This window comes from Natribacillus halophilus, from assembly GCF_900100185.1.
Classification (GTDB): domain Bacteria; phylum Bacillota; class Bacilli; order Bacillales; family Marinococcaceae; genus Natribacillus; species Natribacillus halophilus.
The window spans coordinates 1-13,694 of sequence record NZ_FNEN01000006.1; the positions used below are offsets into that span (position 1 = coordinate 1).

General features: G+C 49.8%; 10 protein-coding genes. All 10 read right to left on the reverse strand.

The window, feature by feature from the left end; translation table 11 throughout:
• Positions 1-189 precede the first annotated feature (189 nt).
• Positions 190-1,128 carry a malate dehydrogenase gene (gene mdh / locus BLS58_RS08370; protein ID WP_090397919.1) on the reverse strand — a complete coding sequence of 313 codons (939 nt, stop codon included), beginning with the start codon at positions 1,126-1,128 and terminating at the stop codon, positions 190-192.
• Positions 1,129-1,150: 22 nt separating this feature from the next.
• Positions 1,151-2,413: an NADP-dependent isocitrate dehydrogenase gene (gene icd, locus BLS58_RS08375; protein WP_090397921.1), complete on the reverse strand. Its 1,263-nt coding sequence runs from the start codon at positions 2,411-2,413 to the stop codon at positions 1,151-1,153.
• 38 nt (positions 2,414-2,451) lie between these two features.
• Positions 2,452-3,570, reverse strand: a complete 1,119-nt coding sequence (gene citZ / locus BLS58_RS08380; RefSeq protein WP_090397922.1) for a citrate synthase — start codon at positions 3,568-3,570, stop codon at positions 2,452-2,454.
• 235 nt (positions 3,571-3,805) lie between these two features.
• On the reverse strand, positions 3,806-4,198 hold the full coding sequence (locus BLS58_RS08385; RefSeq protein WP_090397923.1) for an FxsA family protein: 393 nt from the start codon (positions 4,196-4,198) through the stop codon (positions 3,806-3,808).
• Positions 4,199-4,215: 17 nt separating this feature from the next.
• Positions 4,216-5,970 carry a pyruvate kinase gene (gene pyk / locus BLS58_RS08390; protein ID WP_090397925.1) on the reverse strand — a complete coding sequence of 585 codons (1,755 nt, stop codon included), beginning with the start codon at positions 5,968-5,970 and terminating at the stop codon, positions 4,216-4,218.
• 75 nt (positions 5,971-6,045) lie between these two features.
• A complete protein-coding gene (pfkA, locus tag BLS58_RS08395; protein ID WP_090397927.1) occupies positions 6,046-7,005 on the reverse strand; it encodes a 6-phosphofructokinase in 960 nt (319 codons plus the stop codon).
• 13 nt (positions 7,006-7,018) lie between these two features.
• Positions 7,019-7,972: an acetyl-CoA carboxylase carboxyl transferase subunit alpha gene (gene accA / locus BLS58_RS08400; RefSeq protein WP_090397929.1), complete on the reverse strand. Its 954-nt coding sequence runs from the start codon at positions 7,970-7,972 to the stop codon at positions 7,019-7,021.
• Complete coding sequence (gene accD / locus BLS58_RS08405) at positions 7,950-8,840, reverse strand: acetyl-CoA carboxylase, carboxyltransferase subunit beta (RefSeq protein WP_090398187.1); 891 nt, start codon at positions 8,838-8,840, stop codon at positions 7,950-7,952. The genes accA and accD overlap by 23 nt, the downstream gene beginning before the upstream one ends.
• Positions 8,841-8,912: 72 nt before the next feature.
• The gene (gene ystJ / locus BLS58_RS08410) at positions 8,913-10,151 is read right to left on the reverse strand and encodes an NADP-dependent malic enzyme (protein WP_090397931.1); all 1,239 of its coding nucleotides are present in this window, start codon (positions 10,149-10,151) and stop codon (positions 8,913-8,915) included.
• A 117-nt stretch (positions 10,152-10,268) separates the two neighbouring features.
• Positions 10,269-13,619 carry a DNA polymerase III subunit alpha gene (gene dnaE / locus BLS58_RS08415; RefSeq protein ID WP_090397933.1) on the reverse strand — a complete coding sequence of 1,117 codons (3,351 nt, stop codon included), beginning with the start codon at positions 13,617-13,619 and terminating at the stop codon, positions 10,269-10,271.
• Positions 13,620-13,694: the final 75 nt, after the last annotated feature.

Sequence of the window (13,694 nt, forward strand, 5' to 3'; positions counted from 1 at the left end):
TTCTGATCCCTCTCGAAGGGGCTATAACTTCATTTGAGGGATCGCATCGCGCTTCTGATCCCTCTCGAAGGGGCTATAACTTCATTTGAGGGATCACAAGTGGAAAGATGAACCTTATTCTTTCTCATTCTGATGTTGATGCACACCTACGAGAAAAGCTGAACGCACGGCGTTCAGCTTTTCTTCGTTTTACTGTAACAATTCCATGACATTTTTGACGGAGTCGACAGAAGTCGACAGATCCTGTTTTTCATCTTCAGTCAACTCCAGTTCAATGACGCGTTCGACGCCTTCACTGCCGAGAATGGTCGGCACGCCAACGTAAAGGTCATTGTATCCATATTCACCTTCGAGGTAAGCGATGGTCGGCAATATACGTTTTTTGTCTTTTAGAATGGCCTCTATCATTTGCGTTAATGCCGCTGCCGGTGCGTAATAGGCACTGCCATCCCCGAGCAGGGATACGATTTCGCCCCCGCCTTTTCGTGTGCGTTCCACGATTTTATCGATACGATCCTGGGATAATAAGTCTGTTAACGGCACGCCTCCGACGCTTGAGTACCGAATCAACGGAACCATGTCATCCCCGTGGCCACCGAGCACAAAACCCTGGACATCTTCAACGGACATGCTTAGCTCCTGGGCAATAAAGGCGCGAAACCGAGCGGTATCAAGCACACCGGATTGTCCGAACACCCGATTTTTCGGCAATCCGGAAGCCTGATAGACAGCATAAGTCATGGCATCTGCCGGGTTCGTCAATACGATGATGCGAGTATCCGGAGAATACTTAACGATCTGCTCCGTGACGGTTTTCATGATCCCGGCATTTGTATTCACGAGTTCTTCCCGGTCCATTCCCGGTTTGCGGGCGATACCCGCTGTAATAATGACGACATCGGAATCTTTCGTGTCCTTATAATCCGAAGTACCGGTCACATTCACATCTGCACCGACAACAGGTGTTGATTCAAGCATGTCCAGTGCTTTACCCTTTGTCGGGTCTTCCTTATCCGGAAGATCTACGATCACTACGTCTGCCAGTTCTTGTTGAGCAACATTGAGCGCGGTGGTCGCACCCGTGAACCCGCTCCCAATGACAGATACTTTTCTGCGTTTAATCGACATTCGTCTGCCTCCTTGCTGAGCATTACATGTTCTTGATAAGTTCGTCGGCGAAACCGGAGCACTTCACTTCTGTTGCATTATCCATCAAACGGGCGAAGTCATAGGTGACAACTTTGCTGCCGATCGTTGTATCCATCGACTTCGTGATCAGTTCTGCCGCTTCGTGCCAGCCGAGATGGCGCAACAGGAGCTCTCCGGAAAGAATCAACGAAGATGGATTCACCTTATCTTGACCTGCATATTTAGGGGCAGTGCCGTGGGTCGCCTCGAAAATGGCGTGACCAGTGTCGTAGTTAATGTTCGCACCCGGAGCGATACCGATCCCGCCGACTTGTGCAGCTAGCGCGTCGGAAATATAATCCCCGTTCAAATTCATCGTTGCAACAACATCATGTTCTTTCGGGCGCGTGAGGATTTGCTGCAAGAAAATATCGGCGATCGCTTCTTTTATGATGATTTTTCCCGCTGCCTCCGCTTCGTCTTGCGCTTTGTTGGCTGCTTCTTTGCCTTCTTTTTCTACGATTTCGTCATAGGTTTGCCAAGTGAACACTTGATCGCCGAATTCACGCTCTGCGAGCTCGAAGCCCCAAGCTTTGAAGGATCCTTCCGTGAACTTCATGATATTGCCCTTATGAACAAGCGTTACGTTTTTGCGATTTTCATCAATAGCATACTGGATCGCGGAGCGAACGAGGCGCTCCGTTCCTTCTTTGGAAATCGGCTTGATGCCAATCCCGGACGTTTCCGGAAAACGAATGTTTTCCGAGCCCATTTCATTTTGGATAAAATCAATCACTTTTTTCGCTTCAGGTGTTCCTTCCTGGTATTCAATGCCGGCATAAATATCTTCCGTATTCTCGCGGAAAATCGCCATGTCCACTTCTTCCGGTCGCTTCACCGGGGAGGGCACACCTGAATAGTGGCGAACAGGACGCAAACATGCGAACAGATCCAGTTTTTGACGTAGCGCGACATTCAGGGAACGAATACCGCCGCCAACCGGTGTCGTCAACGGCCCTTTAATCGCGATTAAGTATTCACGGATCGTTTCCAGAGACTCATCAGGCAACCATTCTCCTGTTTTGTCGTGGGATTTTCCACCGACGAGGATTTCTTTCCAATCAATTTTTTTCTGGCCATCATAGGCTTTGTCAACGGCAGCATCAATAACCCGGGAAGCGGCTGCCCAGATGTCGGGGCCGGTGCCGTCCCCTTCAATGTAAGGGATGACCGGATTGTCCGGGACGTTCAGTTTTCCATCGTTCACGCTAATCTTTTCAGACATAGTAAAATCCTCCTAGAAAAATTTATCTCAAGACACAGTTACGAGCGCTCATCCAACGGAATATACTTTTGTGTGTCGGGACCAACGTATTCAGCGCGAGGCCGAATGAGACGATTGTCCGCATATTGTTCCATAATATGAGCATTCCAGCCTGCGATTCGGCTTACGGCAAAAATCGGCGTGAATAAATCGTGATCGATGCCCAGGCTATGGTAGACGGATGCTGAATAAAAATCCACATTCGGCAGCAAGCCCTTGTCTCTCGTCACTTTTTCCTCAACAGCCACAGACATGTCATACCATTTCGTTTCACCGGTGATGCTCGTCAATTGTCTGGACATATCGCGCAAATGTTTCGCCCGGGGGTCACCATCCTTATACACGCGATGACCGAATCCCATGATTTTCTCTTTGTTGTCGAACAATGCCTGGACGTAATCGTCCACTTGATCGAGCTCCCCAATATCATTCAACATCGCCATAACACGCTCGTTAGCCCCGCCATGCAATGGCCCTTTTAAAGCGCCGATCGCAGCAGTAATGCCTGAATAAAAATCAGATAGCGTGGCCACACACACGCGCGCTGTAAACGTCGAAGCATTTAATTCATGATCCGCGTGCAGGACGAGCGCTTTATTCAGTGCATCAACGGCAATGTCTTTCGGTTCCTCGCCATTTAACATGTAAAGAAAGTTGGCGGCGAAACCCAAGTCCTCTTTTGGTTGAATGGGATCTTTCCCCCCGCGTATTCTCGCAAAACCGGTAACGATAGACGCAATCTTTGCCTGCAGCCGCAAGGCAATCCGTTTGCCGGCGTCTTCTTCCACTTCATCTGCTTCCCTGTCGTAAAGCCCCAGTTGTGAAACCGCTGTTCGCAACGCCGCCATCGGATTGACATCAGCGATAGAATAGGCTTTCATATCATTAAAAATTTCATCCGGTACGCTCATATTAGCGACTAAATCATTTGAGAATGTCTCGAGCTCTGTTTTATTCGGCAATTTCCCATTCCATAATAAGTAAATCACTTCTTCAAAAGAGGAGTAATTGGCAAGATCATCAATATGATAACCTTGATAGGTGAGCACATCATCGATGATGGAACTCACACTTGATGTCGTGGCAACGACACCCTCCAGACCACGTGTATTACTCATTGCAATCTCTCCTTCTTTGCACCTAGAAAATCTCTTTCTTCAGCGAAAAGCTACTTCAATGCATCTGACGGCTTGTCCGAGAATAGCAAAGCGATTTCCAAGCATTTTCACGCTTTTTCCTGTTTTTTCACCATCCTCTATTATATACATTTTTGTAGCTTTTGTGAATGAATACTCATTATTCTTTACTAAAAATTACTGGTAATGCACGGTCCTTCCTTCATCACATCCAGCATCATCGCCGTATAATCATGATATTTCGATTGAGCAAAATTTTATTGAAAAAATAGCGGACAAATCCTTTGATATACGCCCGTGTAAACGGGATAACGAGCATAAAACCAATGATATCCGTCAAAAATCCAGGCGCGACGAGCAAAAAACCGCCAAAAAGGATGCAAATGCCGTCGAGGGCAACCCCGGTGGGCGCTTGCCGATTTTGCATCTGCAGCTGCAAGACCTGCCACGTTTGTCTGCCTTCTCTACGTGCCAACCATACGCCGATCACACTCGTGAGCAACAACAGGAGCAACGTCCACCAAAATCCGAGCCCTCGTCCAACGAGCCAAATGATCGCGATTTCGATAATCGGGACAGCGAGTAAAAGAACCAGGAACAGTCTCGCCAAAATAATCCCCCTTTCACTTAAAGAACACTCGCGTGTCCTTTATAAATATCGCCGCGCGTACTATCGAGCGTTACTTCTTCTCCATCTTCGAAGAGTTCAACCGCGCGTCTGACACCAACGATGACAGGTATGCCGAGGTTCAGTCCTACAACCGCAGCATGACTGGTCAACCCTCCCTCTTCTGTAACGACCGCAGAAGCCTTTTCAAAGGCGCTCATCATATCTTTATCCGTTGCCGGAGCGATCAGAACGTTTCCTTTCTCCATTTTCTCCATCGCCTCCTCAGGGGTATGAGCAACAACCACTTTCCCGGAAGCTGTCGTTTGACCGATCCCTTGCCCCTTTGCCGCCACTTCACCAATCACATGCACTTTCATAATGTTCGTCGTGCCGGTCTCTCCTACAGGGACGCCGGCGGTGATGACAACGAGATCCCCATGCTTCGATTCACCGGATTTCAAAGCTTCATTCACCGTTATTTCGAACATTTCATCGGTGGTTGACGCTTTTTCTCCGAGCAAAGGGATGACCCCCCACACGAGGTTCAACTGACGAAGCACGTGAATGTCGCTCGTAACGGCAATAATTTTTGACTGGGGGCGATATTTTGACACTAACCGTGCCGTATAACCGCTTTCGGTGGCCGTCAGAATCGCGGATGTACCCAAACTCAATGCGGTTCTCGCTACCGCTTGACTGATGGAGTTGGTAATCGTCTTCTTGCTTTCATTCGTGCGACTTATGAGCTCCTCTTCATAGTTTAACGCCAATTCAGCCTTGACTGCAATGCGCCCCATCGTTTCAACGGCTTCTACGGGGTAATCACCTGCAGCTGTCTCTCCGGACAGCATAATCGCGTCCGCGCCATCAAAGATCGCGTTCGCGACATCACTGGCTTCCGCTCGCGTCGGGCGTGGATTTCTCGTCATCGATTCGAGCATTTGTGTAGCGGTAATCACAGGTTTTGCCAATTTGTTGCTATGCTTGATTAATGTTTTTTGTACTAGCGGGACTTCTTCCGGGGGGATTTCCACGCCCAAGTCTCCTCTGGCAATCATGATGCCCTCGGAGACTTCAAGAATTTCCTCGATATTCTCGACGCCTTCTTCATTTTCAATCTTCGGGATAACGGGAATGCTTTCAGCTCCGTGCGCTTCCAGCAACTCCCTGATGTCAAACACATCCGCAGCTCTGCGTACAAATGAAGCCGCGATGAAATCGATCTCTTCTTCAATCCCGAGCCGAATATCGGCGGCGTCTTTCTCGGTCATTCCGGGTAAGTTGACGCTGGCTTTCGGCAAATTCACACCCTTTTTATCCTTCAGGGTGCCATCATTCATCACCGTCGTCACAACGTCGTCCCCTTCGATGGCTTCCACCTGGAGTTCGATTAAGCCATCATCGAGAAGAATCTTATGCCCTGGAGAGACATCTACAGCGATGTCCTTATATGTAATACCAATTCTTTCAGTATTTCCGGGCACATCCTCTCCGGTCACGCGCAGAGTGGATCCTTTTTGCAAATCAATTTCGCCATTTTCCACGTCAAACGTGCGAATTTCCGGCCCTTTCGTATCGAGTAAAATCGACACCTCTTTGCCCGCTTCTGCAGCCGCTTCGCGGATCGCTCTCATTCTTGCCCGATGCTCCTCGTGATCTCCATGTGAAAAATTGAGACGGGCGACGTTCATGCCTGCAGCGATTAATTGTTTCAACGTATGTTTGTCTTCGGATGCCGGACCGATCGTGGCAACGATTTTCGTTTTTCTCATAGGTAAAATCCTTTCTATGTTCTAGAGGTGGGAGGTGAGAGGGTGGAGGTTGGAGTGGGGAACCCCCCCCTCTGATCAAATGGACAGTTCCTGCGATAACCGGTACATGTGGTTATCGATTTGATGCGACGCTTCCAGGGCTTCTTCAATCGGTTGGTCAACCACCTCGTTCGCCAGCATGCCGACCATGCGACCGGCTTTTCCTTCGATCAATAACTCCGTGGCATGTGCGCCAAGTCGACTCGCGAGGACACGATCCGAAGCGGTCGGCGAACCTCCCCGCTGAATATGTCCGAGAACGGTCACCCTTGTTTCAAAGCCGGTTTTTTCCTGAATTTGCTTGCCGAATTCTACTCCGCTCGCTGCCCCTTCCGCCACGATAATGATACTATGTTTTTTGCCTCGCTTATTCCCTCTTATGAGACGATGAACGATATCTTCCATTTCATAAGGTTGCTCGGGGATGAGAATGGTTTCGGCGCCATCAGCCAGGCCGGACCAAAGAGCCAGATCCCCGGCGTCCCGTCCCATCACTTCGACGACATAGGTTCGTTCATGGGAAGTCGCTGTATCACGGATTTTGTCAATCGCATCGATAACGGTGTTCAGGGCTGTATCAAAACCAATCGTAAAATCCGTTCCCGGGACATCATTATCAATGGTGGCCGGAACCCCTATCGTCGGAACGCCCAATTTCGTCAACTCCTGCGCCCCTCGGAATGAGCCGTCTCCACCAATGACAACAAGCGCATCAATACCGGCTGCCTCGATATTTTGAAGGGCTTTTTGTTGTCCTTCTTTTGTTCTGAAATCTTCACATCGTGCCGTGTAGAGCATTGTGCCCCCGCGGTGAATGATGTCGCCGACGTCGCCGATTTCCAAAGGATGTATATCGTTGTTTAAAAGTCCGGCGAATCCATAGTTAATCCCCCAGACCCTGAAATCATGGAAAATCGCTTTCCGGACGACGGCACGGATGGCCGCGTTCATGCCCGGTGAATCTCCTCCGCTCGTCAAAACGCCTATGTTTTTCATGATGGTCCTCCTGCTACATGTCGATTTTACCGATTTGGTTATACTTCTCGAAGCGCTGGTTCCGTAATTCTTCGGAAGAGAAGCCGAGAAGTTCGTTTAAACTGCTTTCCAATGTTTGATCAATATAAGCTGCCTGTTTTTCGATATTGTAATGGGCTCCCCCGCGCACTTCCGGAATCACACCGTCAATAATGCCGAATGCGTTCAGATCAGGAGTGGTGATCCGCATCGTTTCCGCAGCCTGTTGGGCCTGTGAAGCGTCATTCCAAAGGATCGTCGCCGCCCCTTCCGGAGAAATCACCGAGTACGTGGCGTTCTCAAGCATATACATGTGATTGCACACCCCAAGACCAAGGGCGCCGCCACTGCCCCCTTCCCCGATGACAATGGCAATCGTGGGAACACGCAAGGCGGCCATTTCCACTAAATTCCTGGCAATGGCTTCACTTATTCCTCTCTCTTCCGCTGCTTTGCCGGGAAAGGCTCCTTTCGTATCGATGAAACAAATGATCGGGCGACCGAACTTATCCGCCTGTTTCATCAGACGCAACGCTTTTCGATAACCTTCAGGATGCGGGCTCCCAAAGTTGCGGCGAATATTTTCTTTCGTATTGCGGCCACGCTGTTGCCCGATGACCGTTACCGGCCTGCCTTTATAACGTGCGATGCCGGAAATGATCGCTTCATCATCTCCATATAGCCGGTCTCCGTGAAGTTCCAGAAAATCAGTGAACAAATAATCGATGTAATCGAGCGGCGTCGGCCTTTCCGAGTGACGGGCAATTTGCACGCGCTCCCAGGGACTGAGTTCATCATAAACTTGACTCTCAAGATCCTGCAAGCGTTCCTCCAGGTGCTTGATTTCTGATTCCAGGTTAATATCCTTTTCCTGTGTAAAATTTTTAAGTTCATCGATCTTATTTTGAAGCTCGACCACCGGCTTTTCAAATGGAAGATTGTGACTCATTTTTATCTCCTTCTTCCTGACTCCACCCATGTATTTTCAGGATTTGCACGAGCGTTGCTTTCATCTCCGAGCGATGGACGACCCGGTCAAGCTGCCCATGCTGCAACAAAAATTCCGCCGTCTGAAAATCTTCGGGAAGCTCTTCCCGTATCGTCTGCTCGATCACTTTTCGGCCGGCGAAACCGATCAAGGCGCCGGGTTCGGCGAAATTATAATCGCCCAGAGACGCGAAGCTCGCCGACACTCCTCCGGTCGTCGGGTGCGTCATGATTGAAATGAACGGTATTTTTGCTTCGTTTAAGCGTTCAAGGGCAACGCTTGTTTTTGCCATTTGCATGAGGCTTAAAACACCTTCCTGCATTCTTGCGCCCCCGGATGCACTAAACAGGATCAGGGGGGTATTGGTTTTCTCGGCCTGCAACATCGCGCGGGATATTTTTTCGCCGACAACAGTGCCCATGCTTCCCATCCGGAACCGTGAGTCCATAACCCCCAATACAACCGGATAATCATCGATCTTGCCTTCTCCGGTGACGACGGCTTCATTTAATCCGGTTTTCTCTTGATCCCGTGTTAATTTCTCCTCGTATTCGGGAAAATCCAAAGGATTTCCGGAAAGCAAACCCACGTCCATCTCTCGAAACGTTCCGGCATCGATGGTACTTTCTATCCGCTCATCCGCGGTCATACGAAAATGATGCCCACATTCGCTGCAAAGACTCAAGTATTTCTTAAGTTCCCGGGAATACATGATCGTCTTGCAGTTGGGGCATTTTGTCATCACACCATCGTTCATTTTCGTAGGCTGCGTTCGTTCGGAAGGAATCGTCGCGTACTTCCTTTTTTTTGAAAATAAATCCTTAAACAAAATGCTCACCTCTTTTTCACAAAAGCGATCGCCTTCATGGGCGATCGCTGACAAAAGCACATCGCGCGCTGCTTATTCTTCCTCGATTAAAGCTTCATGGCGCGTACGCTCGGCAATCTCGTCCGGATCGGCATTTTTTCTCGCCACGCCTGTTTCCATGGCGGCTTTCGCTACCGCGGCAGCAACTGCCGGGGCGACGCGCGGGTCAAACGGGGCCGGAATGACATAATCTGACGATAATTCACGATCCGTAATGAGGTTGGCAATCGCGTAAACGGCGGCTCGTTTCATCTCTTCATTGATATGGGAGGCATTGACATCCAGCGCCCCTCTGAAGATGCCCGGAAACGCGAGAACATTGTTCACCTGATTGGGATAATCCGAACGTCCGGTTCCGATGACCACCGCACCGGCTTCCTTCGCAATGTCAGGCATGATTTCCGGATTGGGGTTTGCCATCGCAAAGATGACAGGATCGTCACTCATCGTCTCGACCATCTCTTTCGTTAACGCCCCTTCGACAGATACCCCTATGAAAATATCGACCTCTGCAATGACATCCACCAACGGGCCTTCTTTTTTACTCAGATTCGTTACGGTCGCGATGTTATCCTTAACTTCATTCATCCCTTCCGGCCGGCCTTCATAAATCGCCCCTCGGGAGTCGCACATGATGATTTCCTGTACGCCCATATTCATAAGCAATTTAATTACGGCAATGCCTGCTGCCCCGGCGCCGTTAATGACTACCTTGGCGTCCGTAAGGCTTTTGCCTGCCACTTTTAAAGCGTTGATCAATCCGGCAACGGTAACGATGGCAGTGCCATGTTGATCATCATGGAAAACCGGGATATTCGTTTCTTCTTTCAAACGGTCTTCAATGATGAAACAGTCCGGCGCGGCAATATCTTCAAGGTTAATTCCCCCGAATGTCGGTTCCATCATTTTGACGGTTTCGATGATTTTCTCGTTGTCTGCGGAATCCAGGCAGATCGGAAAGGCATCGACACCGGCAAAAGATTTAAATAGAACCGCCTTCCCTTCCATGACGGGCAAAGAGGCGGATGCACCAATATTTCCGAGGCCCAGGACCGCGCTCCCGTTTGATACGACCCCGACGGTATTGCCTTTCATCGTGTATTCAAACACTTTTTGCGGGTCTTCATAAATTTCCCTGGACGGTTCAGCAACCCCGGGCGAATACGCGAGGCTGAGATCACGGCTGTTACGAACTGGAATCTTTGACTTTGATTCAAGTTTTCCTTGTTTCACTTTGTGAAGATGTAAAGCTTCTTCTTTTGACGATGCCATTATGTGCACGCTCCTTTTCTCGGTTTTTTCCGAAAAGATATGTTCCAGTTCGCGGCTGCTTTCTGATTGTGATCTATTATAACAAAGACGACCTGCCCTTTCACTCATTTTAGGAAATTAACGGTCAGGAGCGGAATTTTTTCTTTCTACTATATTCTTTTCGCCTACCAGTGATTTCAAGTTCGTTCGCAGCTCTTCGTTGATTCGGACCCGATAATGATCAGCCAAAGCGTATAACTGTTGGGTCTTTTCGTTGTATACCCGTACTTGCGAGAATCCGGGCTCTTTTTGCAGCATTCTTTTGAGGCGGCGGGATTGGGCATTTACCTCTTTATCCGCCAGTAGTTTAATGTAAAGGACATCGCTCGCCTCCGCCCGCGCTTGTTCAACAGGGATTACATCCTCGGCTATCACTTTATGTCCATACTGGTCCACCGTCCGCTTGCCACGGATGAATACATAGCTCTCTTCTTCAAGCACGTGATTGACCTTCCGGTAAATGGCCGGGAAAATAACGACTTCGCATGTCTGGCTTTCATCGCTCAATTGTAAAAAGGCCATCGTTTGTCCGTTTTTCGTTCGGATATGTTTGAGCTGTTCAATCGCACCCATGACCCAAAGCTCTTTTTTCACCGGGGCCTGCTCCAGTTCAGCGATAAGTAAAGGGTGACGTATAGTAATGATATCTTCGTATTGGTCGAGGGGATGCCCGCTCATATAAAAACCGGTCACCTCTTTCTCCAGCCGATAGCACTCTTCCGGACTGAACGGCGTAGCCTCTGCGTAACGAAAGTCCCCGCTCCCCCCTTCGAATAATGGACCCAGGTCCTGTTGGAAATCGACGAATTCAAACGCCCGGTCGATGGATGCGAGCAGCATTGCCCGGTCACGATGCAGTTCGTCAAATGCCCCGGCTTTAATGAGGTTTGCGAGCATGCGGCGAGTGATCGGTAAGCGTGTAGTGCGCTCACAAAAATGAATGAAACTTTGAAAAGGACCGCCGTTATTCCTCTCCTGCAAGAGTCGTCGGCTAAATTGGCGACCGACTTGAGCGATCGTTTGCAAAGGAAAGCGTACGCCTTCCTTTTCAATCGCAAAACGTTCAGTGCTTTTGTTGATAGAGGGCGGGTATATGCGTAATCCGTGATTCCTCATCTCCCGGATCGCCCGGCCGAGACGGCTGTTATCATTTTCCACCATTGACATGTAGGCAGAGAAAAAAACATGCGGATAATGCGTTTTATAGTAGGCCAACTGATAGGCGATGAAACTATACGCGACGGCATGGCTGCGATTGAAGCCGTAATCCGCGAAGCGTAAAATCCATGAGTATACTTTTTCCGCCGTCGCTTCATCATAGCCGTTTGCACGAGCACCGGCGATGAATGCCGCTTTTTCATTCTCCAGTTCTTGCCGGTTTTTTTTACTCACGGCCCGGCGGAGCAAGTCCGCCTGTGCTAACGAATATCCGGCGATTTGCACCGCGACTTGCATGATTTGTTCCTGATAGACCATCACCCCGTAAGTGGACGATAAAATCGGCTGCAAATCGTCGTGAACATAGTTAATCGTGCGCCGCCCATGTTTGCCGTCAATATACGTATCGATTTGCTCCATGGGACCGGGACGGTAAAGCGCGTTCACCGCGACGAGATCCTCGAACGTCGTCGGCTTCAGTTTTTTTAACACTTGTTGCATCCCTGCGGATTCAAATTGAAAAATCCCGGTCGTATCCCCGGCGGCCAGCATCGCTAACGTCTCTTCATCATCCTGCGGTATCGATTCAGGATGGATCGTTCGCTGATATCTGGCTGAAATGGTGTCCCGAAGCCGTTCGAGTAATGTTAAATTCCTTAAGCCGAGAAAGTCGATTTTCAGCAAACCATAGGCTTCCACATCTTCCATCGGCCATTGGGTGACGGCCGTTAACTCCCCTGGGAGGGTGGGTACAATATCCGCGAGCGGGCGGGCGCTAAGGACAACCCCGGCCGCGTGCAGGGACGTATGACGGGGAAGCCCTTCTATTGCCTCGGCATACTGAAACAACGTCTCCGCTCGTTCGTTTTCTTTTAACCAGCCGGCGAGCTTTTCATCTCTCGTCCGAGACGTCTTGAGCGGCAAAGCGCCGGATTGCGGGAGAGCACGAATCGCCTGTTCGATGAACGACTGCGGGGTACCCAAAGCTTTCCCGGCATCCCGGAGAGCCGCCCGAGCTCCAAAAGTACCAAAGGTGATGATTTGGGCCACATGTCGGTTTCCGTATGTTTCCCGTACATACGAAATCACCTCTTCACGGCGGTGGTCGGGAAAATCGATGTCGATATCAGGCAGGGAAACGCGCTCTTCATTTAAAAAGCGCTCGAACAGCAATCCGTAAGCCAGGGGGTCCACATCGGTAATATACAGACAATACGCGACGAGCGAACCGGCCGCTGACCCCCGTCCGGGACCTGTTAATATCCCCGCGTTACGAGCATAACTCATAAAATCCCAGACGATCAGAAAATAATCTGCAAACGCGATTCTTTCGATCACAGCGAGTTCATGCTCCAGACGTTCAGCGACTCTTTCGTCCACTTCCGTGTAGCGCTCATTCGCTCCCTGCCAGCAAATCCGTCTCAGTTTATTGTGCGCGGACTCGTTTTCATCCTCATAAGCGGGGAGTGTTGTTTGCAACTGCTCAAGGTTAACCGAACAGCGATCCCTGACCTCAACGGTATGTGCCAATGCTTCTTTGTCAAGCTCCCAGGCAGCCTTGGCAACTGATGGCGTGAAAAGAGGATGTTCATCCCGCCATTCAAGGGGGCTGACATTTTCAATCGGTCGATCCGAACGAATGGCTTCCAGGCACCGCCGCCATTTTTCATCGTTTTCATGCAAAAAAGCCACATTGCCGCAGGCCACCCGCTTAATCTTCATCTCCTCGGCAAACGCCACCCAGGCATGATGCGCTTCACTTTCCGGCACATGGGGCGGAAAGGAGCCTGCATATAAGCGGTCGGCGCCGATCTTTTCCTGAAGGTCGCGCATCGCTTCACGCGCGGCTTCTTTATCTTCTTTTTGCACAAACTGTGCAATGTGGCTCGTCTTCTCCGGAATGATAACGACAAGATCACTGCAATGACGATAAAAAAAATCAGCATCCACGCCCGGCGATGAACGTGTTTGTGCCTGCGTCGATAGCGCCATTAATTGTTGATAGCCTTTAAGATTCATCGCCTGTAAAAGAAGCGTCCCGTTCGTGCCGTCTGCAAAAAACAGATCCAGTTCCAGGCCGAGGAGCGGTTTGATCTCCCGCTGCCTACAACGCTGATAAAATTTATGAATCCCGTACATGACATTGCGATCCGTAAGCGCAAGAGTATCGTAACCGAGATCTGCTGCCCGGTCCACGAGATCATCGATGCGGCATGTGCTCGTCAGCAAGCTATATTCACTTCGCACCTGGAGATGGACAAATGAATCCACAGCACTCTCTCCTTTCCGCTTCCCACATCTCTCCTCTTACCTCTCACATCCAGAAGGAAGCATAACTTGGCCTAC